General features: G+C 68.2%; 37 protein-coding genes. 35 read left to right on the top strand and 2 right to left on the bottom strand.

The genetic code is table 11. The annotated features are described in order from the left end of the window. Nucleotides 1-6: 6 nt before the first annotated feature. Nucleotides 7-339 carry a hypothetical protein gene (locus QP939_RS09250; RefSeq protein WP_285456206.1) on the bottom strand — a complete coding sequence of 111 codons (333 nt, stop codon included), beginning with the start codon at nt 337-339 and terminating at the stop codon, nt 7-9. After that, nucleotides 339-896, bottom strand: coding sequence for a YbaB/EbfC family nucleoid-associated protein (locus QP939_RS09245; protein ID WP_285456205.1), 558 nt, complete (start codon nt 894-896; stop codon nt 339-341). Before QP939_RS09245 ends, QP939_RS09250 begins: the two co-directional genes overlap by 1 nt. Nucleotides 897-1,060: 164 nt before the next feature. Here QP939_RS09245 and QP939_RS09240 point away from each other — a divergent pair, with 164 nt between their 5' ends. The 35 genes from QP939_RS09240 (at nt 1,061) to QP939_RS09070 (ending at nt 22,311) form a co-directional block, all read left to right on the top strand. Continuing rightward, nucleotides 1,061-1,216 (top strand): hypothetical protein, encoded by a 156-nt coding sequence (locus QP939_RS09240; RefSeq protein ID WP_285456204.1) that lies wholly within the window; start codon nt 1,061-1,063, stop codon nt 1,214-1,216. 495 nt (nt 1,217-1,711) lie between these two features. After that, nucleotides 1,712-2,086 carry a 30S ribosomal protein S12 gene (rpsL, locus tag QP939_RS09235; protein WP_003102113.1) on the top strand — a complete coding sequence of 125 codons (375 nt, stop codon included), beginning with the start codon at nt 1,712-1,714 and terminating at the stop codon, nt 2,084-2,086. Further along, nucleotides 2,086-2,556: a 30S ribosomal protein S7 gene (gene rpsG, locus QP939_RS09230; RefSeq protein ID WP_003102106.1), complete on the top strand. Its 471-nt coding sequence runs from the start codon at nt 2,086-2,088 to the stop codon at nt 2,554-2,556. The genes rpsL and rpsG overlap by 1 nt, the downstream gene beginning before the upstream one ends. A 63-nt stretch (nt 2,557-2,619) precedes the next feature. Next, nucleotides 2,620-4,719, top strand: a complete 2,100-nt coding sequence (gene fusA / locus QP939_RS09225; protein WP_285456201.1) for an elongation factor G — start codon at nt 2,620-2,622, stop codon at nt 4,717-4,719. A gap of 131 nt (nt 4,720-4,850) precedes the next feature. Beyond that, the gene (tuf, locus tag QP939_RS09220; RefSeq protein WP_285456200.1) at nt 4,851-6,044 is read left to right on the top strand and encodes an elongation factor Tu; all 1,194 of its coding nucleotides are present in this window, start codon (nt 4,851-4,853) and stop codon (nt 6,042-6,044) included. Between the two features lie 395 nt (nt 6,045-6,439). Next, complete coding sequence (gene rpsJ, locus QP939_RS09215; RefSeq protein ID WP_003102098.1) at nt 6,440-6,745, top strand: 30S ribosomal protein S10; 306 nt, start codon at nt 6,440-6,442, stop codon at nt 6,743-6,745. Nucleotides 6,746-6,776: 31 nt separating this feature from the next. After that, on the top strand, nt 6,777-7,433 hold the full coding sequence (gene rplC / locus QP939_RS09210; protein WP_285456198.1) for a 50S ribosomal protein L3: 657 nt from the start codon (nt 6,777-6,779) through the stop codon (nt 7,431-7,433). Further along, complete coding sequence (gene rplD / locus QP939_RS09205) at nt 7,430-8,119, top strand: 50S ribosomal protein L4 (protein ID WP_285456197.1); 690 nt, start codon at nt 7,430-7,432, stop codon at nt 8,117-8,119. Before rplC ends, rplD begins: the two co-directional genes overlap by 4 nt. Continuing rightward, nucleotides 8,116-8,427, top strand: a complete 312-nt coding sequence (rplW, locus tag QP939_RS09200) for a 50S ribosomal protein L23 (RefSeq protein WP_003102087.1) — start codon at nt 8,116-8,118, stop codon at nt 8,425-8,427. The genes rplD and rplW overlap by 4 nt, the downstream gene beginning before the upstream one ends. Before the next feature lie 15 nt (nt 8,428-8,442). Next, entirely contained in the window at nt 8,443-9,276 is an 834-nt protein-coding gene (gene rplB, locus QP939_RS09195) for a 50S ribosomal protein L2 (protein WP_257921854.1), read from the top strand. 18 nt (nt 9,277-9,294) lie between these two features. Next, nucleotides 9,295-9,576, top strand: a complete 282-nt coding sequence (gene rpsS / locus QP939_RS09190) for a 30S ribosomal protein S19 (RefSeq protein ID WP_003102083.1) — start codon at nt 9,295-9,297, stop codon at nt 9,574-9,576. Nucleotides 9,577-9,607: 31 nt separating this feature from the next. Next, complete coding sequence (gene rplV / locus QP939_RS09185; RefSeq protein ID WP_003102079.1) at nt 9,608-10,024, top strand: 50S ribosomal protein L22; 417 nt, start codon at nt 9,608-9,610, stop codon at nt 10,022-10,024. Beyond that, the gene (gene rpsC, locus QP939_RS09180; protein ID WP_257921853.1) at nt 10,024-10,851 is read left to right on the top strand and encodes a 30S ribosomal protein S3; all 828 of its coding nucleotides are present in this window, start codon (nt 10,024-10,026) and stop codon (nt 10,849-10,851) included. The genes rplV and rpsC overlap by 1 nt, the downstream gene beginning before the upstream one ends. Nucleotides 10,852-10,854: 3 nt before the next feature. Continuing rightward, nucleotides 10,855-11,274 carry a 50S ribosomal protein L16 gene (rplP, locus tag QP939_RS09175; RefSeq protein ID WP_005166782.1) on the top strand — a complete coding sequence of 140 codons (420 nt, stop codon included), beginning with the start codon at nt 10,855-10,857 and terminating at the stop codon, nt 11,272-11,274. Then, nucleotides 11,274-11,522 carry a 50S ribosomal protein L29 gene (gene rpmC, locus QP939_RS09170; protein ID WP_004558865.1) on the top strand — a complete coding sequence of 83 codons (249 nt, stop codon included), beginning with the start codon at nt 11,274-11,276 and terminating at the stop codon, nt 11,520-11,522. Before rplP ends, rpmC begins: the two co-directional genes overlap by 1 nt. Further along, nucleotides 11,519-11,797, top strand: a complete 279-nt coding sequence (rpsQ, locus tag QP939_RS09165) for a 30S ribosomal protein S17 (protein WP_285456195.1) — start codon at nt 11,519-11,521, stop codon at nt 11,795-11,797. The genes rpmC and rpsQ overlap by 4 nt, the downstream gene beginning before the upstream one ends. A 77-nt stretch (nt 11,798-11,874) precedes the next feature. Then, nucleotides 11,875-12,243, top strand: coding sequence for a 50S ribosomal protein L14 (gene rplN / locus QP939_RS09160; RefSeq protein WP_004558867.1), 369 nt, complete (start codon nt 11,875-11,877; stop codon nt 12,241-12,243). Further along, nucleotides 12,243-12,557 (top strand): 50S ribosomal protein L24, encoded by a 315-nt coding sequence (gene rplX / locus QP939_RS09155; protein WP_004558868.1) that lies wholly within the window; start codon nt 12,243-12,245, stop codon nt 12,555-12,557. The genes rplN and rplX overlap by 1 nt, the downstream gene beginning before the upstream one ends. After that, nucleotides 12,557-13,120 carry a 50S ribosomal protein L5 gene (gene rplE, locus QP939_RS09150; RefSeq protein ID WP_013222611.1) on the top strand — a complete coding sequence of 188 codons (564 nt, stop codon included), beginning with the start codon at nt 12,557-12,559 and terminating at the stop codon, nt 13,118-13,120. Before rplX ends, rplE begins: the two co-directional genes overlap by 1 nt. 4 nt (nt 13,121-13,124) lie before the next feature. Next, nucleotides 13,125-13,310 (top strand): type Z 30S ribosomal protein S14, encoded by a 186-nt coding sequence (locus QP939_RS09145; protein ID WP_004558870.1) that lies wholly within the window; start codon nt 13,125-13,127, stop codon nt 13,308-13,310. Between the two features lie 86 nt (nt 13,311-13,396). Beyond that, nucleotides 13,397-13,795, top strand: a complete 399-nt coding sequence (gene rpsH / locus QP939_RS09140; RefSeq protein ID WP_285456193.1) for a 30S ribosomal protein S8 — start codon at nt 13,397-13,399, stop codon at nt 13,793-13,795. Between the two features lie 16 nt (nt 13,796-13,811). Next, entirely contained in the window at nt 13,812-14,351 is a 540-nt protein-coding gene (rplF, locus tag QP939_RS09135) for a 50S ribosomal protein L6 (protein ID WP_285456192.1), read from the top strand. Between the two features lie 2 nt (nt 14,352-14,353). Then, nucleotides 14,354-14,752, top strand: a complete 399-nt coding sequence (gene rplR / locus QP939_RS09130; protein ID WP_285456191.1) for a 50S ribosomal protein L18 — start codon at nt 14,354-14,356, stop codon at nt 14,750-14,752. A 34-nt stretch (nt 14,753-14,786) separates the two neighbouring features. Then, nucleotides 14,787-15,431: a 30S ribosomal protein S5 gene (rpsE, locus tag QP939_RS09125; protein WP_004558874.1), complete on the top strand. Its 645-nt coding sequence runs from the start codon at nt 14,787-14,789 to the stop codon at nt 15,429-15,431. 1 nt (nt 15,432) lies between these two features. Then, nucleotides 15,433-15,618, top strand: coding sequence for a 50S ribosomal protein L30 (gene rpmD / locus QP939_RS09120; RefSeq protein WP_004558875.1), 186 nt, complete (start codon nt 15,433-15,435; stop codon nt 15,616-15,618). After that, nucleotides 15,615-16,061, top strand: coding sequence for a 50S ribosomal protein L15 (rplO, locus tag QP939_RS09115; RefSeq protein ID WP_285456190.1), 447 nt, complete (start codon nt 15,615-15,617; stop codon nt 16,059-16,061). Before rpmD ends, rplO begins: the two co-directional genes overlap by 4 nt. Nucleotides 16,062-16,163: 102 nt before the next feature. Next, entirely contained in the window at nt 16,164-17,267 is a 1,104-nt protein-coding gene (locus QP939_RS09110) for a hypothetical protein (protein ID WP_285456189.1), read from the top strand. A 4-nt stretch (nt 17,268-17,271) separates the two neighbouring features. Further along, a complete protein-coding gene (locus QP939_RS09105) occupies nt 17,272-17,895 on the top strand; it encodes a LysE family translocator (RefSeq protein WP_285456188.1) in 624 nt (207 codons plus the stop codon). A gap of 274 nt (nt 17,896-18,169) precedes the next feature. Further along, a complete protein-coding gene (secY, locus tag QP939_RS09100) occupies nt 18,170-19,477 on the top strand; it encodes a preprotein translocase subunit SecY (RefSeq protein WP_285456187.1) in 1,308 nt (435 codons plus the stop codon). Further along, entirely contained in the window at nt 19,474-20,028 is a 555-nt protein-coding gene (locus tag QP939_RS09095) for an adenylate kinase (protein WP_285456186.1), read from the top strand. The genes secY and QP939_RS09095 overlap by 4 nt, the downstream gene beginning before the upstream one ends. A gap of 44 nt (nt 20,029-20,072) precedes the next feature. Beyond that, a complete protein-coding gene (map, locus tag QP939_RS09090; protein ID WP_285459702.1) occupies nt 20,073-20,849 on the top strand; it encodes a type I methionyl aminopeptidase in 777 nt (258 codons plus the stop codon). Between the two features lie 327 nt (nt 20,850-21,176). Next, nucleotides 21,177-21,398 carry a translation initiation factor IF-1 gene (gene infA / locus QP939_RS09085; protein ID WP_004558881.1) on the top strand — a complete coding sequence of 74 codons (222 nt, stop codon included), beginning with the start codon at nt 21,177-21,179 and terminating at the stop codon, nt 21,396-21,398. Between the two features lie 33 nt (nt 21,399-21,431). After that, nucleotides 21,432-21,545, top strand: coding sequence for a 50S ribosomal protein L36 (rpmJ, locus tag QP939_RS09080; protein WP_004558882.1), 114 nt, complete (start codon nt 21,432-21,434; stop codon nt 21,543-21,545). A gap of 203 nt (nt 21,546-21,748) precedes the next feature. Then, on the top strand, nt 21,749-22,129 hold the full coding sequence (rpsM, locus tag QP939_RS09075) for a 30S ribosomal protein S13 (protein WP_285456182.1): 381 nt from the start codon (nt 21,749-21,751) through the stop codon (nt 22,127-22,129). Then, entirely contained in the window at nt 22,126-22,311 is a 186-nt protein-coding gene (locus QP939_RS09070; protein ID WP_004558884.1) for a hypothetical protein, read from the top strand. The genes rpsM and QP939_RS09070 overlap by 4 nt, the downstream gene beginning before the upstream one ends. Nucleotides 22,312-22,327 lie beyond the last annotated feature (16 nt).

Raw genomic sequence — 22,327 nt, 5'->3', positions numbered from 1 at the left:
TTCCCCCTACGGCTTCTTCGGGCCGTCGAGCAGGACCTCGACCTGGCCGAAGAAGGCTTTGTGGTCGTCCTCGGTGCCCTGGTAGACGCGCGCCGCGTCGGTGAACTTCTCCTGCGCCGACGCCAGGCCCTCGGCCATCGACCCCAGCAGGTCCCGCAGCTCGTGCAGGGTTTCGTCGTAGCCCCGCTTGGTGAACAGGCCCACCACGCCCCACGACTTGTCGCCGACGTCGGACTGCCCGACCTTCTCGGTGAACTTCGCGCCTTGGTCCCGGTACTTGCCGAGCACGCCGACGTAGTCGCGCAGGGCGTCCACGCGGACCTGGTAACCCTCGGGCATCAGTCCTCCTCGTCGAACAGGTTCCGCAGGAAGCGGTCGCCCGCGGACCCGCCGTTCGCGGGCGGGGCGGGCGGGGGCGGGGCGGCGTCGGCCTGGCGCAGCACGCGCTCCTCGGAGAAGTCCTCCGGCGGCGCGGGCGGCCGCCCCGGCTCTTCCGCCAGCTTCGACCGCAGTTCCTCGACGGTGGTTCCGAACGCCTCGGCCTGGGTCTCGAGGACCTGGTCGACCAGGCCCTGCTCGTCGCCCAGGTGCTCCTGGACGAGCACCGCCTGCCGCCGGGCCGCCTCGCCGACGGCCTCGCGCAGGGTGGCCATCAGGGTGGCCGACAGCGCCTGGGGGCCCTTGGCGAGCGCCGCGTCGGTGAATTTGACGTCGAGGACCGCGCCGCCCGGCCCGGTGACGACGGTCACGCCGCCGTCCGGCGAGGACGCGCTCGCCCGCAGCTCGGTCAGCTCCTGCCGCATCGCCCCGAGGCCGGCGAACCGGTCGTCGGCGTTCCGGATGCTCGACTGGAACCGCTCGAACTCGGCTACCAGCTGGTCGAACTCGGCGGACATGGTCCTGGTCCCTCCCGGTCGCGTGCCCTTCGCCACCCATCGTGGCCCCTCGGCGACGGTGTGACGCACGGAACGACCGATCCGATCCCGGTGCATCACCCGGTCGGGTAATGGGTAGGTTTCCGGCCGCAAGGGGAAGCAGGGGACAGCGCTAGGAGTGCGTGATGAGCAGCAGCGAAGGGGCCGAGCGGCCCGCCGAAGAACCGAAGTCGACCGGCAGCCACGCGGCGCCGGAAGGGGCGGGCGTGCACCCGCTCATCGACCTGTCGCGCGACCCGAACCCGGGCAAGCCGGACCACGCGAAGCCCGACGAGGACTGACGCGCCCGTCGTCGCGTCCGGTGCGGTGAAGGGCCCGTTCGTCTCGTCCGAGGCGAGCGAGTCGCCCTTCATCCCACGCCGGGTGCGCGGCTCGGCCGGGGAACATCCCCCAGGCCGGGGGTGTTGAAAAAGAGGTCACGTCCGCGGAAGCCGCGGCCGCGACCCGGGCGCGACCGGACTCCGGAACATCCCGCGGCCCCGGCGTGTTCAGAGGTAGGCTGGAGGTTCGCCGACCTTCAGACCCCCCGCCGCGCTCCGTCCGGACCCGGGCGGGTATCTTTGGAGACCGTGCCCGGCAGGCGTCGGGCCGCTCCGCGTGCCGTGCGCATGGGCGGGGTGCTCAGGCACCCGGTCACCGGCTTCGGCAGGTCGGGGTTCCGACGGAAAATCCCTCCGGGAAGCTACCGGTCGCGAGACCGTGACGCGGGCCGACACGCCCGACCGCGGGGGCCGGTGAAGACACGAAGAAGCAGATCACGACAGGAAGCTGGTCCATTGCCCACGATCCAGCAGCTGGTCCGCAAGGGCCGCCAGGACAAGGCTGCCAAGCAGAAGACCGCGGCCCTCAAGGGGAGCCCGCAGCGGCGTGGCGTGTGCACTCGCGTGTACACCACGACCCCCAAGAAGCCGAACTCGGCGCTGCGCAAGGTCGCGCGTGTGAAGCTGACCAGCGGCATCGAGGTCACCGCCTACATCCCCGGTGAGGGCCACAACCTGCAGGAGCACTCGATGGTGCTCGTGCGTGGTGGTCGTGTGAAGGACCTTCCGGGTGTCCGTTACAAGATCATCCGCGGTTCGCTCGACACGCAGGGTGTCAAGAACCGCAAGCAGGCGCGCAGCCGGTACGGCGCGAAGAAGGAGAAGAGCTAATGCCCCGCAAGGGTCCGGCCCCGAAGCGGCCGCTGATCTCCGACCCCGTCTACGCCTCCCCGCTGGTCACCCAGCTGGTGAACAAGGTGCTGAAGGACGGGAAGCGGTCCCTGGCCGAGCGCATCGTGTACGGCGCGCTCGAAGGCGCTCGCGAGAAGACGGGCACCGACCCGGTCGTCACGCTGAAGCGCGCCCTCGACAACGTGAAGCCCACCATCGAGGTGAAGAGCCGCCGCGTCGGTGGTGCCACCTACCAGGTGCCGATCGAGGTCAAGCCGGGTCGCTCGACGACCCTGGCGCTGCGCTGGCTGGTCTCCTTCTCGCAGGCCCGCCGCGAGAAGACGATGATCGAGCGCCTGCAGAACGAGCTCCTGGACGCGTCGAACGGCCTCGGGGCCTCCGTGAAGCGTCGCGAGGACACGCACAAGATGGCCGAGTCCAACCGGGCCTTCGCGCACTACCGCTGGTGATTTCCGCCCGGCATCAGATGCAAGCCATGCCGGGCCCCACGCTTGAGACAGGGGAACATTCTCGTGGCACGTGAAGTGCTGACCGACCTCAACAAGGTCCGCAACATCGGCATCATGGCGCACATCGACGCCGGCAAGACCACCACCACCGAGCGGATCCTGTTCTACACCGGGGTCAACTACAAGATCGGTGAAGTCCACGACGGCGCCGCCACCATGGACTGGATGGAGGAGGAGCAGAAGCGGGGTATCACCATCACCTCGGCTGCGACCACCACCTTCTGGAACGACTACCAGATCAACCTGATCGACACCCCCGGGCACGTCGACTTCACCGTCGAGGTGGAGCGCAACCTGCGGGTGCTCGACGGCGCGGTCGCCGTCTTCGACGGCAAGGAAGGCGTCGAGCCGCAGTCCGAGCAGGTCTGGCGGCAGGCGGACAAGTACGACGTCCCGCGCATCTGCTTCGTCAACAAGATGGACAAGCTGGGTGCGGACTTCTACTACACCCTGCGCACCATCGAGGAGCGCCTCGGTGTCAAGCCGCTGGCGATCCAGCTGCCGATCGGCGCCGAGAACGACTTCGAAGGCGTCATCGACCTGGTCCGCATGAAGGCGCTGACCTGGCGCGGCGAGGTCCAGAAGGGTGAGGACTACTCGGTCGAGGACATCCCCGCCGAGCTGGCCGACCGCGCCGCGGAGTACCGGGAGAAGCTGATCGAGGCCGTCGCCGAGACGGACGACTCCATGATGGAGAAGTTCCTCGAGGGCGAAGAGCTCTCCGAGGCCGAGATCAAGTCCGGCATCCGCAAGCTGGTCATCACCCGCGAGGCGTTCCCGGTCCTGGCCGGCTCCGCGTTCAAGAACAAGGGCGTGCAGCCCATGCTCGACGCGGTGATCGACTACCTGCCGTCGCCGCTGGACGTCCCGGCCGTCGAGGGCCTGCTGCCCGACGGCGAGACCCCGGTGACCCGCAAGGCGTCGGTCGACGAGCCGTTCGCCGCGCTCGCGTTCAAGATCGCCGCGCACCCGTTCTTCGGCAAGCTGACCTACATCCGGGTGTACTCGGGCAAGGTCGCCGCCGGGGCGCAGGTCATCAACGCGACCAAGGAGCGCAAGGAGCGCATCGGGAAGATCTTCCAGATGCACTCCAACAAGGAGAACCCGGTCGACGACGCCCAGGTCGGCCACATCTACGCGGTCATCGGGCTGAAGGACACCACCACGGGTGACACCCTGGCGGACCCGCAGAACCCGATCGTCCTCGAGTCGATGACCTTCCCGGAGCCCGTCATCCGGGTCGCGATCGAGCCGAAGACGAAGGCCGACCAGGAGAAGCTGTCCCTGGCGATCCAGAAGCTGGCCGAAGAGGACCCGACGTTCCAGGTCAAGCTGGACGAGGACACCGGCCAGACGATCATCGCGGGTATGGGCGAGCTGCACCTCGAGGTGCTGGTGAACCGGATGAAGTCCGACTACAAGGTCGAGGCGAACATCGGCAAGCCGCAGGTCGCCTACCGCGAGACGATCAAGAAGACGGTCGACAAGCTGGACTACGTCCACAAGAAGCAGACCGGTGGTTCCGGCCAGTTCGCGAAGGTCATCGTGAAGCTGGAGCCGCTCGAGCGCACCGACGGCGCGCTCTACGAGTTCGACAACAAGGTGACCGGTGGCCGCGTGCCGCGGGAGTACATCCCGTCGGTCGACGCGGGCGCGCAGGACGCGATGCAGTACGGCGTCCTGGCCGGCTACCCGCTCGTCGGGTTGAAGTTCACCCTGTTGGACGGTGCTTACCACGAGGTCGACTCTTCGGAGATGGCGTTCAAGATCGCCGGTTCCATGGCGATGAAGGAAGCCGCGAAGAAGGCCGGCCCGGTGATCCTGGAGCCGATGATGGCGGTCGAGGTGACCACGCCCGAGGACTACATGGGTGACGTCATCGGTGACCTCAACTCCCGCCGTGGTCAGATCCAGGCCATGGAGGAGCGGTCGGGCACCCGCGTCGTGAAGGCGCTGGTCCCGCTGTCGGAGATGTTCGGCTACGTCGGCGACCTCCGGTCCCGCACCCAGGGCCGGGCGAACTACTCCATGGTGTTCGACTCCTACGCCGAGGTTCCCGCGAACGTCGCGAAGGAAATCATCGCGAAGGCGACGGGGGAGTAAAGCCCCCCACCGCGCGCGGGCATTAAGGGACTCTCCTGAACGTCCGCTAGCACCGACGAAGGAACATTCACGGGGCGGCAGCCACGCCGCCCCGTGAGCACAAAGCGAAACCAGTCCAGGAGGACATTCCAGTGGCGAAGGCGAAGTTCGAGCGGAGCAAGCCGCACGTCAACATCGGGACCATCGGTCACGTCGACCACGGCAAGACCACGCTCACCGCGGCGATCACCAAGGTTCTGCACGACAAGTACCCGGACCTCAACGAGTCGCGTGCGTTCGACCAGATCGACAACGCGCCCGAAGAGAAGCAGCGCGGCATCACGATCAACATCTCGCACGTCGAGTACCAGACCGAGAAGCGTCACTACGCGCACGTCGACGCCCCCGGTCACGCGGACTACATCAAGAACATGATCACCGGTGCCGCCCAGATGGACGGCGCGATCCTGGTGGTCGCCGCGACCGACGGCCCGATGCCGCAGACCCGTGAGCACGTGCTGCTCGCCCGCCAGGTCGGCGTGCCCTACATCGTGGTCGCGCTGAACAAGGCCGACATGGTCGACGACGAGGAGATCCTCGAGCTCGTCGAGCTGGAGGTCCGCGAGCTGCTGTCCTCGCAGGAGTTCCCGGGCGACGACGCCCCCGTCGTGCGCGTCTCGGGCCTGAAGGCCCTCGAGGGCGACGAGAAGTGGGCCGAGGCCGTCCTCGAGCTGATGACCGCCGTCGACGACAACGTGCCGGACCCGGTGCGTGAGCTCGACAAGCCGTTCCTCATGCCGATCGAGGACGTCTTCACCATCACCGGCCGCGGCACCGTCGTGACCGGTCGTGTGGAGCGCGGCCAGGTCAACGTGAACGAAGAGGTCGAGATCGTGGGTATCCGCGAGAAGTCGACCAAGACCACCGTCACCGGTGTCGAGATGTTCCGCAAGCTGCTCGACTCGGGCCAGGCGGGCGACAACGTCGGCCTCCTGCTCCGCGGCATCAAGCGCGAGGACGTCGAGCGCGGCCAGGTCGTCGTGAAGCCGGGTACCACCACCCCGCACACCGACTTCGAGGGCCGGGTCTACATCCTGTCGAAGGACGAGGGTGGCCGTCACACCCCGTTCTTCAACAACTACCGCCCGCAGTTCTACTTCCGCACCACCGACGTGACCGGCGTCGTGACCCTCCCCGAGGGCACCGAGATGGTCATGCCGGGCGACAACACCGACATCTCGGTCCAGCTGATCCAGCCGGTCGCGATGGACGAGGGTCTGCGCTTCGCCATCCGCGAGGGTGGCCGGACCGTCGGCGCGGGCCAGGTCACCAAGATCAACAAGTGATTTCACGCCCCGCCCGGGGGTAATACACCCCCGGGTCAGGGGCGTCAAATCACGTGTGCGACACTATTCAGGTTGCTCGTCCTGGGGCGGCCGATCCCTGTCAGGGGTCCGGCCGCCTCGGTGCGAGTGGCCACGGTCCGCCGAGCTCTTCCTTCGGGTTGCAGGCGAGCGGGCAACGGCAGTGAGACGGTCAGCCGGCTCATAGCCTCCTCACGTTGAGGAAGACCAGGCAAGACGACGATCCCGCGGGATCCGTCTGTGCGTCGGGCGCGACACGCCCGACCGCGTGGACCGGGGACAGGGCCGTTGAACTGCGGAAACCCAGGCCCAGGGTGGAAACACCCGGCGGGGTTTGTGAGATAGCGGCACGAGACGACAAGGAACGAGCAGCCACCATGGCGGGACAGAAGATCCGCATCCGGCTCAAGGCCTACGACCACGAGGCGATCGACACCTCGGCGCGCAAGATCGTGGAGACGGTCACGCGCACCGGCGCCCGGGTCGTCGGGCCGGTGCCGCTGCCCACCGAGAAGAACGTTTACTGCGTCATCCGCTCGCCGCACAAGTACAAGGACTCGCGCGAGCACTTCGAGATGCGCACGCACAAGCGTCTGATCGACATCCTCGACCCGACGCCGAAGACGGTCGACGCGCTCATGCGCATCGACCTGCCGGCGAGCGTCGACGTCAACATCCAGTAAGCGTTGGGCGAGCGGCGGAGATAAGAGACTCATGTCTGACAGGCAAGTGAAGGGCATCCTGGGCACCAAGCTCGGCATGACCCAGGTCTTCGACGAGCAGAACCGGGTTGTCCCGGTCACCGTCGTGAAGGCCGGTCCGAACGTGGTCACCCAGGTTCGGACCCAGGAGAAGGACGGCTACAAGGCCGTGCAGCTGGCGTTCGGCGCGGTCGACCCGCGCAAGGTGAACAAGCCGCGCACGGGCCACTTCGACAAGGCGGGCGTGACGCCGCGCCGGTTCCTCGCCGAGCTGCGCACCACCGACGCCGAGACCTACGAGGTCGGCCAGGAGATCACCGCCGAGGTGTTCGCCGCCGGTGTCGAGGTCGACGTGACCGGGACCAGCAAGGGCAAGGGCTACGCGGGTGTCATGAAGCGCCACGGCTTCAAGGGCCAGGGCGCGAGCCACGGTGCCCAGGCCGTGCACCGCAAGCCGGGCTCGATCGGTGGCTGCGCCACCCCCGGCCGCGTCTTCAAGGGCCTGCGCATGGCGGGCCGGATGGGCAACGACCGGGTCACCACGCAGAACCTGACCGTGCACGCCGTGCGTGCCGACGACGGCCTGCTGCTGATCAAGGGCGCTGTGCCCGGTCCCAAGGGCGGCGTGCTGTTCGTTCGCAGCGCCGCGAAGGGTGGTAACTCCGAATGACAAGCGTCGAGCTGAAGACCCCGGCCGGTAAAGCCGACGGCACGGTCGATCTCCCCGAGGAGATCTTCGACGTGCAGGCCAATGTCGCGCTGATGCACCAGGTGGTGGTGGCCCAGCAGGCCGCCGCGCGCCAGGGCACGCACGACACGAAGACCCGCGGTGAGGTCTCCGGTGGCGGCAAGAAGCCGTACCGGCAGAAGGGCACCGGTCGTGCCCGCCAGGGTTCGACCCGCGCGCCGCAGTTCGCCGGCGGTGGCGTCGTCCACGGCCCCACGCCGCGTGACTACTCGCAGCGCACCCCGAAGAAGATGAAGGCCGCCGCCCTGCGTGGCGCCCTCTCCGACCGGGCCCGCGCCGGCCAGCTGCACGTCGTCACCGAGCTGGTGACCGGCGAGAAGCCGTCCACCAAGGCCGCCAAGACCGCCCTCGCCGCCGTCACGGCCGCGAAGCGCGTGCTCGTGGTGCTGCACCGGGACGACGAGCTGAGCTGGGTCTCCCTGCGGAACCTGCCCGAGGTGCACCTGCTCTGGGCCGACCAGCTCAACACCTACGACGTGCTGGTCAACGACGACGTCGTGTTCACCAAGGCCGCGTACGACGCGTTCGTCGCCGGCCCCGTCCGCGGCAAGGCCGTCAAGGCTTCCGCGCGGTCGGGCGAGGTCACGGAAGGGAGTGACGAGAAGTGAGTTCGGTCGCCATTCCGGACCCCCGCGACATCCTGCTCGCGCCGGTCATCTCCGAGAAGTCCTACGGGCTGCTCGAGGACCACAAGTACACGTTCATCGTCCGCCCGGACGCCAACAAGACCCAGATCAAGATCGCGGTCGAGAAGGTGTTCGGCGTCAAGGTGGTCAGCGTCAACACGGCCAACCGCCAGGGCAAGCGGAAGCGGACTCGCGCCGGCTTCGGCAAGCGCAAGGACACCAAGCGCGCCATCGTGACTCTTTCGCCCGAAAGCAAGGCGATCGAGATCTTCGGCGGACCCACCGCGTAAAGGACTGAGCTGACAATGGGCATCCGCAAGTACAAGCCGACGACCCCGGGTCGTCGCGGTTCGAGCGTCTCGGACTTCGCCGAGATCACCCGCTCCACCCCGGAGAAGTCGCTGCTGCGTCCGCTGAGCGGTTCGGGCGGTCGCAACTCGTCCGGCAAGATCACCACCCGGCACAAGGGTGGCGGCCACAAGCGCGCTTACCGCGTCATCGACTTCCGTCGCAATGACAAGGACGGCATCCCCGCCAAGGTCGCGCACATCGAGTACGACCCCAACCGGTCCGCTCGCATCGCGCTGCTGCACTACGCCGACGGCGAGAAGCGCTACATCATCGCGCCGGAGAAGCTGAAGCAGGGCGACACCGTCGAGAACGGCCCCCGGGCCGACATCAAGCCGGGCAACAACCTGCCGCTGCGCAACATCCCGGTCGGCACCGTGATCCACGCGATCGAGCTCCGCCCCGGCGGCGGCGCGAAGATGGCGCGGTCCGCGGGCGCGAAGGTGCAGCTCGTCGCCAAGGACGGGCCGTACGCCCAGCTGCGTCTCCCCTCGGGTGAGATCCGCAACGTGGACGTGCGCAACCGCGCCACGGTCGGCGAGGTCGGCAACTCCGAGCACGCCAACATCAACTGGGGCAAGGCCGGCCGCAACCGCTGGCGCGGCAAGCGCCCCACGGTCCGCGGTGTCGTCATGAACCCGGTCGACCACCCGCACGGTGGTGGTGAGGGCAAGACCTCCGGTGGTCGCCACCCGGTCAACCCGAACGGTAAGCCCGAGGGTCGTACGCGCCGGCGCAAGCCGTCCGACGCCCTCATCGTCCGCCGCCGGCGTACCGGCAAGAAGCGCTGAGCAGGGAGGTAGAAGCACATGCCACGCAGCCTTAAGAAGGGCCCGTTCGTGGACGACCACCTGCTCAAGAAGGTGGACGCGCTGAACGAATCGGGCAAGAAGACGGTCATCAAGACCTGGTCGCGCCGCTCGACGATCATCCCGGACTTCCTGGGTCACACGATCGCCGTGCACGACGGCCGCAAGCACGTCCCGGTGTTCGTCACCGAGGCCATGGTGGGTCACAAGCTGGGCGAGTTCGCCCCGACGCGGACCTTCAAGGGCCACATCAAGGACGACCGCAAGTCGCGCCGCCGCTGAGCGGGCACGAGAACAGACAAGGGAAGTAGCGATGAACGCCCAGAACGACGCGACGACCGAGGCCCTGCCTACGGCGTACGCGCGGGCTCGCTTCGTCCGGGACTCGCCGACCAAGGTGCGCCGGGTGATCGAGCTCATCAAGGGACGTAGCGCCGCCGACGCCTTGGCCGTGCTCCGGTTCGCCCCGCAGGCGGCCAGCGAGCCGGTCGCGAAGGTGCTCGCCAGCGCCGTGGCCAACGCCGAGAACAACCTTCAGCTGGACCCGGAGACGCTCTGGGTCAAGAACGCGTACGCCGACGAGGGCCCCACCCTCAAGCGCATCCGCCCGCGGGCCCAGGGCCGCGCGTACCGGATCCGCAAGCGGACCAGCCACATCACCGTCGAGGTGGAGTCGCGTCCGGCCGTCGCGCAGAAGGCTCAGAGCAAGAAGAAGGCAGGTGGCCGGTAGTGGGCCAGAAGATCAACCCGCACGGTTTCCGCCTGGGTATCACCACGGACTGGAAGTCGCGCTGGTACGCCGACAAGCAGTACGCGGAGTACGTGGCCGAGGACGTCAAGATCCGGAAGCTGCTCTCCACCGGCATGGAGCGCGCCGGTATCTCCAAGGTCGAGATCGAGCGCACCCGTGACCGCGTCCGCGTCGACATCCACACCGCCCGGCCGGGCATCGTCATCGGCCGCCGCGGCGCGGAGGCCGACCGGATCCGCGGCGCGCTGGAGAAGCTGACCAAGAAGCAGGTCCAGCTGAACATCCTCGAGGTCAAGAACCCCGAGGCCGACGCCCAGCTGGTCGCCCAGGCGGTCGCGGAGCAGCTCTCCAACCGCGTGGCGTTCCGCCGCGCGATGCGGAAGGCGATCCAGACCTCCATGCGCTCGCCGCAGGTCAAGGGCATCCGCGTGCAGTGCGGCGGTCGTCTCGGCGGTGCCGAGATGTCCCGCTCCGAGCACTACCGCGATGGCCGCGTCCCGCTGCACACGCTGCGCGCCGACATCGACTACGGCTTCTTCGAGGCCAAGACGACGTTCGGGCGCATCGGCGTGAAAGTGTGGATCTACAAGGGTGAGCTCGTCGGTGGCCTGAAGGCCCGCGAGGCCCGCGACGCCGCCGAGCGCGCGCCGCGTCGCGAGCGCAGCGACCGCCCGTCCCGCCCGCGTCGTTCCGGCGCGTCGGGCACGACGGCCACCTCGACCGAAGCCGGTCGCGCCGCCGCTGCCGCCACGACCGAGGCCCCGGCGGCTCCGGCCACCGAGACCGCAGAAAAGACGGAGGGCTGAGACGTGCTCATCCCGCGCAGGGTCAAGCACCGGAAGCAGCACTCCCCGAAGCGCCACGGCGCCGCCAAGGGTGGCACGAAGGTCAACTTCGGCGAGTACGGCATCCAGGCGCTTGAGCACAGCTACGTGACGAACCGGCAGATCGAGTCCGCTCGTATCGCCATGACCCGTCACATCAAGCGTGGCGGCAAGGTGTGGACGACCATCTACCCGGACCGCCCGCTGACCAAGAAGCCGGCCGAGACCCGGATGGGTTCCGGTAAGGGTTCGCCCGAGTGGTGGATCGCCAACGTGAAGCCGGGCCGCGTGATGTTCGAGATCTCGTTCCCGAACGAGGAGACGGCTCGCGAGGCGCTGCGCCGCGCGATCCACAAGCTGCCCATGAAGTGCCGCATCGTGACCCGTGAAGGTGGTGAGTTCTGATGGCGAAGGCAGGTGCCGCCCAGGCATCGGAGCTGCGTGAGCTCACCGCGGAAGAGCTCGTCCTGCGTCTCAAGGAGTACAAGGAGGAGCTCTTCAACCTCCGCTTCCAGATGGCGACCGGGCAGCTCGACAACAACCGCCGTCTGCGCACCGTCCGCACGGACATCGCGCGGATCTACACGGTCATGCGCGAGCGCGAACTCGGCCTGTCCGTTGCCCCCGACGCCGAGAGTGAAGGTGCCGCATGAGCGAGCCCACCACCGAGACGCCGGCCCGGAACGACCGCAAGGTCCGCGAGGGCTACGTCGTCTCGGACAAGATGAACAAGACGATCGTGGTCGAGCTCGAGGACCGCAAGAAGCACCCCCGCTACTCGAAGGTCGTCCGCACCACCTCCAAGGTGAAGGTGCACGACGAGAACAACGAGGCTGGCGTGGGCGACCGGGTCACCCTGATGGAGACCCGCCCGCTGTCGGCGACGAAGCGGTGGCGCCTGGTGCAGATCGTGGAGAAGGCCAAGTAAGCAGGGCTCTTTAAGAGTTCTTAGTTCCGCAAGGCTCGCTCGTCGGGCGAGAACCGGCGCGACATACAGGAGTTGACGTGATCCAGCAGGAGTCGCGGCTTCGGGTAGCCGACAACACGGGTGCGAAGGAAATCCTCTGCATCCGGGTTCTCGGTGGCTCCGGGCGGCGCTACGCCGGCATCGGCGACATCATCGTCGCCACCGTGAAGGACGCCATCCCGGCCGCCGGGGTGAAGAAGGGCGACGTCGTCAAGGCCGTCATCGTCCGCACGGTGAAGGAGCGTCGTCGTCCGGACGGTTCCTACATCCGGTTCGACGAGAACGCCGCCGTGCTCATCAAGAACGACAACGAGCCCCGCGGCACCCGCATCTTCGGCCCCGTGGGCCGCGAGCTGCGCGACCGAAAGTTCATGAAGATCATTTCGCTCGCGCCGGAGGTGCTGTGATGAAGGTGAAGAAGGGCGACACGGTCGTCGTCATCGCCGGCAAGGACAAGGGCGCCAAGGGCAAGGTCATCCAGGCCTACCCCGAGCGCGAGCGCGTGCTGGTCGAGGGCGTGAACCGGATCAAGAAGCACACGCGGATCAGCCAGACCCAGCGCGGCGCGCAGTCCGGCGGCATCGTCACGCAGGAGGCGCCCATCCACGTCTCGAACGTGATGGTCGTCGACTCGGACGGCAAGCCGTCCCGGGTGGGTTACCGCATCGGCGAGGACGGCAAGAAGGTCCGGATCTCGCGCCGGAACGGTAAGGACATCTGATGACCACCGCTGAGAAGACCTCTCCGCGCCTCAAGGTGCGGTACCGCGAGGAAATCAAGGGCCAGCTGCAGGCTGAGTTCTCCTTCGCCAACGTCCACCAGATCCCGGGCGTGACGAAGGTCGTCGTGAACATGGGCGTCGGCGACGCCGCCCGCGACAGCAAGCTGATCGAGGGCGCGGTCAAGGACCTCGCCCTGATCACGGGTCAGAAGCCCGAGGTCCGGAAGGCCCGCAAGTCCATCGCGCAGTTCAAGCTGCGCGAGGGCCAGCCGATCGGCGCGCGCGTCACGCTGCGCGGCGACCGGATGTGGGAGTTCCTCGACCGGCTGCTGACCATCGCGCTGCCGCGTATCCGCGACTTCCGCGGGCTTTCGCCGAAGCAGTTCGACGGTCACGGCAACTACACGTTCGGTCTCAACGAGCAGTCGATGTTCCACGAGATCGACCCCGACTCCATCGACCGCCCGCGCGGCATGGACGTCACCGTCGTCACGACCGCTACGAACGACGACGAGGGCCGGGCGCTGCTGCGCAAGCTCGGCTTCCCGTTCAAGGAGAACTGAGCCGATGGCCAAGAAAGCACTGGTCCACAAGGCCGCGAAGAAGCCGAAGTTCGCCGTGCGCGCCTACACCCGCTGCCAGCGGTGCGGCCGCCCGCACGCCGTGTTCCGCAAGTTCGGGCTCTGCCGGATCTGCCTTCGCGAGATGGCGCACGCGGGCGAGCTGCCCGGCGTCCGCAAGTCCAGCTGGTAAGAGCTTCTTTTTAACTCCCACTTCGCCACAGGCCCCGCCCGCTCCGGCGGGCGGGGAACCAGGGCGAGAAAGGTTGACAGGTCACCATGACGATGACCGACCCCATCGCAGACTTCTTGACGCGTCTGCGTAACGCGAACTCGGCGTACCACGACGAGGTCAAGCTCCCGCACTCGAAGCTCAAGGCGAACATCGCCGAGATCCTCAAGCGCGAGGGCTACATCGCGGGCTACCACGACGAGCCGGGCGAGAAGCACAAGAACCTCGTCGTCGAGCTCAAGTACGGCCCCAACCGCGAGCGGAGCATCGCCGGTCTCCGGCGCGTCTCCAAGCCCGGTCTGCGGGTCTACGCAAAATCGACCGAACTGCCGTCCGTGCTCGGCGGCCTGGGCATCGCGATCATCTCGACGTCCTCGGGCCTCCAGACCGACCGGCAGGCCAAGCGCAACAGCGTGGGCGGCGAAGTCCTCGCCTACGTCTGGTAAGGAAGGGGGCACAGACATGTCACGCATCGGAAAGCTGCCGGTCGCCGTCCCCTCCGGGGTCGAGGTGACCATCAACGGTCAGCACATCAGCGTCAAGGGCCCCAAGGGGACCCTGGAGCACACCGTCGCCGAGCCGATCACGGTCGAGCGCGACGACGACGGCACGCTGCTGGTCAAGCGCCCGGACGACGAGCGCACCAGCAAGGCCCTGCACGGCCTCACCCGCACCCTGGTGAACAACCTGGTCGTGGGTGTGACCGCGGGCTACGAGAAGAAGCTCGAGATCCACGGTGTCGGTTACCGCGTGCAGGCCAAGGGCTCGGACCTCGAGTTCGCCCTCGGCTACTCGCACCCGGTGAAGATCGAGGCCCCGGAAGGCATCACCTTCAAGGTGGAGAGCCCGACCCGGTTCTCGGTCTCCGGCATCGACAAGCAGAAGGTCGGCCAGATCTCGGCGGTCATCCGCCGGCTGCGGCGCCCGGACCCGTACAAGGGCAAGGGCCTGCGGTACGAGGGCGAGAAGATCCGCCGCAAGGTCGGAAAGACGGGTAAGTGATCATGAGCGACACGACTACGAAGCGCAAGCCGGTGGGCAAGGACATCTCGACCCGCCGCCGCGTCGCGAAGGCCCGTCGGCACTTCCGCCTCCGCAAGAAGGTCTCGGGCACGGACCAGCGTCCGCGCCTGGTCGTCAAGCGGTCCTCGCGGCACATCGCCGTGCAGGTCATCGACGACCTCGCCGGCCACACGCTGGCGTCGGCGTCCACCCTCGAGGCGGACGTCCGGGCGTTCGAAGGCGACAAGAAGGCCAAGGCCGCCAAGGTCGGGGCCCTCGTCGCCGAGCGCGCCAAGAACGCCGGGATCTCGGCTGTGGTGTTCGACCGTGGGGGCAACGCCTACCACGGCCGCATCGCCGCGCTCGCCGACGCCGCCCGTGAGGCGGGGTTGGAGTTCTGACGATGCAGAAGCTTGTTAACGGAAGGAAAGCCTGATGCCGGGACGTACACGGCAATTCGGCGGCGGCCAGGGTGGACCCGGCGGGCAGGGCGGCAACGACCGCGGTGACCGTCGCGACCGCCGCGACCGGCGCGACAGCGGCCGTGGCGGGGCGGCCCAGGACAAGACCCCGCACCTCGAGAAGGTCGTGACGATCAACCGCGTCGCCAAGGTCGTCAAGGGTGGTCGTCGCTTCAGCTTCACCGCCCTGGTGGTCGTCGGCGACGGCGACGGTCAGGTCGGCGTCGGCTACGGCAAGGCCAAGGAAGTTCCCGCGGCCATCGCCAAGGGCGTCGAGGAAGCGAAGAAGAACTTCTTCCGCGTTCCCCGCGTCGGCGGCACCATCCCGCACCCGATCCAGGGTGAGGAGGCCGCCGGTGTCGTGCTGCTCCGTCCGGCGTCCGCCGGTACCGGCGTCATCGCCGGTGGCCCGGTGCGCGCGGTGCTGGAGTGCGCGGGTGTCCACGACGTGCTGTCGAAGTCGCTCGGCTCCGACAACGCGATCAACATCGTGCACGCGACCGTGGCGGCCCTGAAGGGCCTGCAGCGTCCCGAAGAGGTCGCGGCCCGCCGCGGTCTCCCGCTCGAGGACGTCGCGCCGGCCCGGATGCTGCGCCAGCGCGCGGGCCAGGGGGTCTGACATGGCTCAGCTCAAGGTCACCCAGGTCAAGAGCAAGATCGGCACGAAGCACGCTCACCGCGAGTCGCTGCGCACCCTCGGGCTGCGCAAGATCCGCCAGAGCGTCGTGCGTGAAGACACCCCCCAGGTGCGCGGCCTGATCCACACCGTCCGCCACCTGGTGGAGGTCGAGGAGGTCCAGGCATGACGGCCATCAAGATCCACCACCTGCGTCCGGCTCCGGGCGCCAAGCGCGACAAGATCCGCGTGGGCCGTGGTGAGGGTTCGAAGGGCAAGACGGCCGGTCGCGGTACGAAGGGCACCAAGGCCCGGAAGAACGTGCCCGCCGGGTTCGAGGGTGGGCAGATGCCCATCCACATGCGGCTGCCGAAGCTGCGTGGCTTCAAGAACCGCTTCCGCACCGAGTACCAGCCGGTGAACGTGGGCGACATCGCCCGCGTCTTCCCGGACGGCGGCACCATCGGTGCCGAGGAGCTCGTCAAGAGCGGTCTGGTCCGCAAGGGCAAGCTGGTGAAGGTCCTCGGCAACGGCGACGTGAACGGCGTCAAGCTGGACGTCACCGCCGACGCGTTCTCCGGCTCCGCCAAGGAGAAGCTCGAAGCGGCCGGTGGCACCGCCACCACCAACTGAGTTGGTTCGATCGAAGGCCCGTCTGGTTCGCCAGGCGGGCCTTCGGCGTTCCCCGGGCCGATACTCCTTGCCGTGGCCGGGATCCGGACGGAGGATCGCCAGGTGGACAGACCTTCGCAGGACCCGCCTGACCCTTCGGCCGCGGAATCGCCGCTGAGCTTTCCGGTCGAGGCGCCGAGGCTCTCGGGTGTCGAGCCGGGCGGGGGAGCGCCGCCGGATTTCCCGGTGGAAGCGCCCCGGCCTGCGTCGCTGGAGTTTCCCGCCGAGGTCGCGCGACCGGGCGGGGGAGAGCCGCTGAGTTACCCGGTCGAGGCCGCCCTACCCGGGCCGACGTACCCAGCCGAGGTAGCCCCGCCCGCGCCGCTGGACTTCCCGGTGGAGGCGCCTCGGCCCGAGCCGCTGGCCTTCCCCGCCGAGGCGGCCCAGCCGACGCCGCCGACTTTCGCCGCGGGAGCGACCCAAGCCGCACCATCGGCCTTCCCACCGCCACCGCAAGGCGCCGAGCCACCCCAGCAGCTGCCGTTCCCGGTCGCCGAGATCCCAGGCGTCGTAGCGGTGCCGCAGCCGGTCGCCGCCAACCCCGAACCACCCGTCACCCCAGGCGAACCCGCCCCGAGCGGCCTCCTCCGCCTGGTCCCACCCCTCCTCGCCGCCGCGGCCGCGCTGATGGCCGCGCTCGGCGTCTTCCTCCCGCTCTTCCGGGTCGAGCAGCGCATGGGCCGCGGGCAGCGGTTCTTCCAGGCACCGCTGACCGTCACCGAGACCGCCTGGGGCACCCGGACCGACTTCCCCGGCCAGGAAGCCATCGACCAGGGCGGCCCGCCGGTCGGCATCCCGCTGATCGCCGCCGTCGTACTCCTCGTCGTCGCGGCCGTTCTCGCCTTCTCGCGGCCGGATCGGCCCCTCGGGCGGTGGCTGCTCGCCGCGGGGGCGTTCTTCACCGCCGGGGTCGTCTTCACCGTCGGGATGAGCGGGCTCGGGTGGTCCGCCATCGCCGACGCCGCCGAGTTCGAAGTCAGCACCGCCGCCGGGATGTGGCTGCTGATCGGGGCCACCGTGCTGGCCGCCGCCGCGGCGGTCGTCGCCGCCCTGCTGGTCAAGAACCGTGGCTGGGCCGATCCCGCGCTCGCCTACAGCGACACCCCGACGCCGCCGTCCGGGGTCGCGATAACCGTTCTGCCACCCGACGAGCCGCCGCTACCGTAGAGCCATGTCGTGGCTGCTGGTCTTCTTCGGGGCTTCCGTCCTCATCGCCCTTACGCCCGGCGCGAACAACCTGCTCGGCCTCCACCACGGCATGACGCACGGTGTTCGCCGCGGCCTCGCCGGGCTGGCCGGCCGGCTGGCCGCGTTCACCCTGTTGATCACCGCCGTCGCGGGCGGCCTGGGGCAGCTGCTCGCCGCCTCCGAGACCGCGCTCACGATCATCAAGTGGGCCGGTGCCGCCTACCTGCTCTACCTCGGCCTTCGCCTGCTGTGGTCGACGTTCCGGGGCGAAGCGGACGTCCCGGAGCCGGACACCGAACCGGCGTCCGCCTGGCGGGTGTCGCGCAAGGAGTTCGGCGTCGCGATCACCAACCCGAAGGCCATCCTCATCTTCACCGCCTTCGTCCCGCAGTTCATCGACGCAGGTCACGGGCCCTTCCCGGCGCAGATCGCGCTGCTCGGCGGGGTGTACCTGCTGGCCGAGTTCCTGGCCGGCTCCGTCTACGTCGGCGTCGGTGCCGCCGTGAAGACGATCAAGCTCACCCGGCGGGCGCGGCGCAACGTCGACCGCGGGACCGGGGTCGTCCTCGTCGGCCTCGCCGGGGTGCTCGCGACGTCGAACGCGTGATCCGGATCCGCCCCGACGGCGGGCGGATGTGTCAAGGATTACGGCCGACACGGCGAAGTGGATCAACCCGCCGGAGCAACCTTGGTACGGAAAACGCACACGGACTGCGGACACGCCCCGTGAAGCTGTTAGAGTCGGCGACACGCTTCGGGACGAGTGTGCCCCGAAGCGTTCCTGGCTTGCCTGCCAGTAGTGCTGTGTTCCCGCCGGCCCCCGTGCCGGCCAAGCCGATCGTCGGTTACGGACAGCCGACGACGCCGAGGAGGTCCCCCGCGTGCTCAGCGCCTTCCGCTCGGCTCTCGCGACGCCGGATCTACGCAAGAAGATCCTGTTCACGCTAGCCATCGTCGCGGTCTACCGGATCGGTGCGACCATTCCGGCGCCCGGGATCTCGTACGGTGCCGTCCAGGCATGCAGCTCCCAGGCGCAGCAGGAAGGCGTCTACCAGCTGCTGAACCTGTTCAGCGGCGGTGCGCTGCTGCAGCTGTCGCTCTTCTCGACCGGCATCATGCCGTACATCACGGCGAGCATCATCATCCAGCTGCTGACCGTGGTCATCCCGCGGTTCGAGGAGCTGAAGAAGGAAGGGCAGTCCGGCCAGGGCAAGCTGACCCAGTACACCCGGTACCTGACGATCGCGCTGGCGATCCTGCAGGCCACCGGCGTGGTCGCGCTCGCGGACCGCAAGCAGCTCTTCCCCGACTGCGACCAGTCGATCATCCCGGACAACAGCGTCTACTCGCTGGCCCTGATCGTCATCACCATGACCGCGGGCACCGCCGTCATGATGTGGCTGGGCGAGCTGATCACCGAGCGCGGTGTCGGCAACGGCATGTCCGTCCTGATCTTCCTGAACATCGCCGCGCGCATCCCGGTCGAGGGCGGGAACATCCTGTCCAACGGCGGCGGCATCGCGCTGACGATGATCTGCATCTTCGGGCTCGTGATCATCGCGAGCGTCATCTTCGTCGAGCAGGGGCAGCGCCGGATCCCGGTGCAGTACGCCAAGCGCATGATCGGCCGCCGGATGTACGGCGGCACGTCGACCTACCTGCCGATCAAGGTGAACCAGGCCGGCGTCATCCCGGTCATCTTCGCGTCGTCCCTGCTGTACCTGCCGGACCTGATCAGCCGCCTCGTCGGCGACCAGAACAGCAACTCCGGCTGGCAGGTGTTCATCAAGAACTACATCGTCAACCAGGGCAACTGGGTACACATCCTGCTGTACTTCGGCCTGATCATCTTCTTCACGTACTTCTACATCACGATCACGTTCAACGTGGACGAGCGTGCGGAAGAGATGAAGAAGTTCGGCGGGTTCATCCCGGGCATCCGCCCGGGCCGCCCGACCGCGGAGTACCTGAGCTTCGTGCTCGGCCGGATCACCCTGCCCGGCTCGCTGTACCTGGGCATCATCGCGATCCTCCCGAACTTCTTCCTGTCGGTGACCGGTAGCGGGAACAACCAGAACTTCCCGTTCGGTGGCACGGCTGTGCTGATCATGGTCGGTGTCGGCCTCGACACCGTGAAGCAGATCGAAAGCCAGCTGATGCAGCGCAACTACGAAGGGTTCTTGAAGTGACGCGGTTGGTTCTCGTGGGTCCGCCCGGCGCGGGCAAAGGTACGCAGGCGGTGGCGCTGTCCGAGCAGCTGCGCATCCCGCACATCTCCACGGGTGACCTGTTCCGCGCGCACGTCGGCCAGGAGACCCCGCTCGGCCAGGAGGCCAAGCGCTACCTGGACTCGGGCGAGCTCGTGCCCGACTCGGTGACGAACGAGATGGTCCGCGAGCGGCTCGCCGAGCCGGACGCGAAGGCCGGGTTCCTGCTCGACGGCTTCCCCCGCAACACCAAGCAGGCCGAGGTCCTCGGCGAGATCCTGGGTGACGCGGACGTCGCGCTCGACGCCGTGATCCAGCTGCAGGTGCCGGAGGACGTCGTCGTCGGGCGGCTCATGTCGCGCGGCCGCGCGGACGACACCGAAGAGGTCATCCGCCGCCGCCAGCAGATCTACGTCTCGGACACCGCGCCGCTGCTCGAGTACTACGCCGACATCCTGGTGACGGTCGACGGCGTCGGCAGCGTGGACGAGATCTCCGGCCGCGTGCTGAAAGCGCTGCGCGACCGCACGTGAATCTCGGAGGGTTGCGTGTTCTGCAAGTGCTCCGCCGCGGGCGCATGATCGAGGTCAAGACCCCCGGCGAGCTGGAGGCGATGCGGGCGGCGGGTCTCGTCGTGGCCCGCACGCTCGCGGCGGTCCGCGCCGCGGCGAAGCCCGGTGTCAGCACGGCCGAGCTCGACGAGCTGGCCGAGCAGACGATCCGGGACGCCGGCGCGGTGCCGTCGTTCAAGGGCTACCACGGCTTCCCGGCGTCGATCTGCGCGTCGGTGAACGAGCAGATCGTCCACGGCATCCCGGCGAAGACGCAGGTGCTGGCCGACGGCGACATCATCTCCGTCGACTGCGGCGCGATCCTCGAGGGCTGGCACGGCGACTCCGCCGTCACGCTGGCCATCGGCACGGTCTCCGACACCGACCTGGCGCTGTCCGCGGCGACCGAGGCGGCGATGTGGGCCGGCATCGAGGCGGTCAGCGCCGGCGGCCGGCTCACCGACATCTCCTACGCCGTGCAGTCGGCGGCCGAGCGCGCGGGCCGCGACGACGGCGTCGAGTACGGGATGATCGTCGAGTACGGCGGCCACGGCATCGGCCGCCAGATGCACATGGACCCGTTCCTGCCGAACGTCGGCAAGCCGGGCAAGGGCCCGCGGCTGAAGCCGGGCATGGCCCTGGCGATCGAGCCGATGCTGACCGGCGGCGGCGGGGAGACCCGCGAGCTGGACGACGGCTGGACGGTCGTCACGGCCGACGGCTCCCGCGCGGCCCACTGGGAGCACACCGTCGCCATCACCGAAGACGGTCCCTGGGTGCTGACTGCCGCCGAAGACGCCTGAGTCCTCCGGGGGGTCCGGGTGGCGGAGCCCCCGGCCCGGGGCGAAGCCCCGGATGTCACTGACCTGCGCGTTCACCCACAAGTAGTGATCGCCATCACGTCCACCTGCACGTCCCTTTAGCATGGTCACCCCCGGTTTGGGGGTCGCGACACGGGTTGCGTACACTGTCAAGTCGGCGCACTTATCGCGCCCGGATCCTGCGCGCTCGTGAATTCACGATCTTGGGAGCCGGGCACCAGTGTGCCACGCAACACCCGACCCAGCACTAGTGCTCGGATTGATCATGGTGTGGCGACAGACGCTGAAGACAACGGAAATGCGGAGGACATGGCGAAGAAAGACGGGGCCATCGAGGTCGAAGGCCGCGTAGTCGAGCCGCTCCCCAACGCGATGTTCCGCGTCGAGTTGGAGAACGGTCACAAGGTCCTGGCACACATCAGCGGCAAGATGCGGCAGCACTACATCCGCATCCTGCCGGAGGACAGGGTTGTCGTGGAGCTCTCGCCCTACGACCTCTCTCGTGGTCGCATCGTCTACCGCTACAAGTGATCACGAAGAGCAGCTACTAGGAGAGCAGAAGACGTGAAGGTCCAGCCGAGCGTCAAGAAGATCTGCGACAAGTGCAAGGTGATCCGCCGCCACGGCCGGATCATGGTGATCTGCGAGAACCTGCGGCACAAGCAGCGGCAGGGCTGATCGCCAAGCACTCGGCAGAGTGATTGACGGCTACACAACCTCCCCGTACCTGCCGGGCCACGCGAGTGGTCCGGTACACCCCCGGACTTCAGGCCGGGGCCGGGACACCCGAAGCGCAAGCCGAGGGCACGACACGCGAGTCGGTCCCGGAACCGGACGGGGAGCAGACCTGAAGAAACCTCAATGAAGGAGCAGAAGCGCCAATGGCACGACTCGCTGGCGTAGACCTTCCCCGCGAGAAGCGGGTGGAGATCGCGCTTACGTACATCTACGGCATCGGCCGTACCCGCTCGAAGCAGCTCATCGCGGCTGCCGAGATCAACGCGGACACCCGCGTCAAAGACCTCAGCGATGACGACCTCGCGAAGCTGCGTGCGTACATCGAAGAGAACTTCAAGGTCGAGGGTGACCTTCGCCGCGAGGTGAACGCCGACATCCGTCGCAAGATCGAGATCGGCACCTACCAGGGGCTGCGCTGGCGTCGTGGTCTGCCCGTCCGCGGACAGCGGACCAAGACCAACGCCCGCACCCGCAAGGGTCCGAAGAAGACGGTCGCCGGCAAGAAGAAGGCTGGCAAGAAGTGAGCGTCCAGGGCAAGAAGGTCGTGCAGATGGGTGGCGTTCACCGCCGCGGCTCGGCTTGTGTCTCGCCCAAGGCGCTCTACGCCCGCCCGATGGCGCTCCGCAACCTGTACACCGACGCCGGTTCGATCATCCGGCGCGGACAGGCCGAAGCGGTCGCCGCTCACCAAGAGAACGCGCGCTAACAGGAGATCCCTCAGA

This window comes from Amycolatopsis nalaikhensis (assembly GCF_030264295.1).
GTDB classification, from domain to species: domain Bacteria; phylum Actinomycetota; class Actinomycetes; order Mycobacteriales; family Pseudonocardiaceae; genus Amycolatopsis; species Amycolatopsis nalaikhensis.
The sequence above is the reverse complement of the archived record's forward strand: the minus strand, read 5'-3'. Positions and strand labels throughout refer to the sequence as shown.

Coding starts and splice junctions, on each gene's coding strand:
- rplC (WP_285456198.1), top strand. CDS start 6,777: ATGTCTGACAGGCAAGTGAAGGGCATCCTGGGCACCAAGCTCGGCATG.
- rpsS (WP_003102083.1), top strand. CDS start 9,295: ATGCCACGCAGCCTTAAGAAGGGCCCGTTCGTGGACGACCACCTGCTC.
- rplO (WP_285456190.1), top strand. CDS start 15,615: ATGACGGCCATCAAGATCCACCACCTGCGTCCGGCTCCGGGCGCCAAG.
- rpsG (WP_003102106.1), top strand. CDS start 2,086: ATGCCCCGCAAGGGTCCGGCCCCGAAGCGGCCGCTGATCTCCGACCCC.
- rplB (WP_257921854.1), top strand. CDS start 8,443: ATGGGCATCCGCAAGTACAAGCCGACGACCCCGGGTCGTCGCGGTTCG.
- rpsJ (WP_003102098.1), top strand. CDS start 6,440: ATGGCGGGACAGAAGATCCGCATCCGGCTCAAGGCCTACGACCACGAG.
- rplD (WP_285456197.1), top strand. CDS start 7,430: ATGACAAGCGTCGAGCTGAAGACCCCGGCCGGTAAAGCCGACGGCACG.
- rplR (WP_285456191.1), top strand. CDS start 14,354: ATGAGCGACACGACTACGAAGCGCAAGCCGGTGGGCAAGGACATCTCG.
- QP939_RS09145 (WP_004558870.1), top strand. CDS start 13,125: ATGGCCAAGAAAGCACTGGTCCACAAGGCCGCGAAGAAGCCGAAGTTC.
- QP939_RS09245 (WP_285456205.1), bottom strand. CDS start 896: ATGTCCGCCGAGTTCGACCAGCTGGTAGCCGAGTTCGAGCGGTTCCAG.
- rpsQ (WP_285456195.1), top strand. CDS start 11,519: ATGAGCGAGCCCACCACCGAGACGCCGGCCCGGAACGACCGCAAGGTC.
- rpsH (WP_285456193.1), top strand. CDS start 13,397: ATGACGATGACCGACCCCATCGCAGACTTCTTGACGCGTCTGCGTAAC.
- rplF (WP_285456192.1), top strand. CDS start 13,812: ATGTCACGCATCGGAAAGCTGCCGGTCGCCGTCCCCTCCGGGGTCGAG.
- infA (WP_004558881.1), top strand. CDS start 21,177: ATGGCGAAGAAAGACGGGGCCATCGAGGTCGAAGGCCGCGTAGTCGAG.
- rpmC (WP_004558865.1), top strand. CDS start 11,274: ATGGCGAAGGCAGGTGCCGCCCAGGCATCGGAGCTGCGTGAGCTCACC.
- rplE (WP_013222611.1), top strand. CDS start 12,557: ATGACCACCGCTGAGAAGACCTCTCCGCGCCTCAAGGTGCGGTACCGC.
- rpsE (WP_004558874.1), top strand. CDS start 14,787: ATGCCGGGACGTACACGGCAATTCGGCGGCGGCCAGGGTGGACCCGGC.
- QP939_RS09240 (WP_285456204.1), top strand. CDS start 1,061: ATGAGCAGCAGCGAAGGGGCCGAGCGGCCCGCCGAAGAACCGAAGTCG.
- rpmD (WP_004558875.1), top strand. CDS start 15,433: ATGGCTCAGCTCAAGGTCACCCAGGTCAAGAGCAAGATCGGCACGAAG.
- QP939_RS09250 (WP_285456206.1), bottom strand. CDS start 339: ATGCCCGAGGGTTACCAGGTCCGCGTGGACGCCCTGCGCGACTACGTC.
- rplV (WP_003102079.1), top strand. CDS start 9,608: ATGAACGCCCAGAACGACGCGACGACCGAGGCCCTGCCTACGGCGTAC.
- QP939_RS09105 (WP_285456188.1), top strand. CDS start 17,272: ATGTCGTGGCTGCTGGTCTTCTTCGGGGCTTCCGTCCTCATCGCCCTT.
- map (WP_285459702.1), top strand. CDS start 20,073: ATGATCGAGGTCAAGACCCCCGGCGAGCTGGAGGCGATGCGGGCGGCG.
- rpsM (WP_285456182.1), top strand. CDS start 21,749: ATGGCACGACTCGCTGGCGTAGACCTTCCCCGCGAGAAGCGGGTGGAG.
- rplX (WP_004558868.1), top strand. CDS start 12,243: ATGAAGGTGAAGAAGGGCGACACGGTCGTCGTCATCGCCGGCAAGGAC.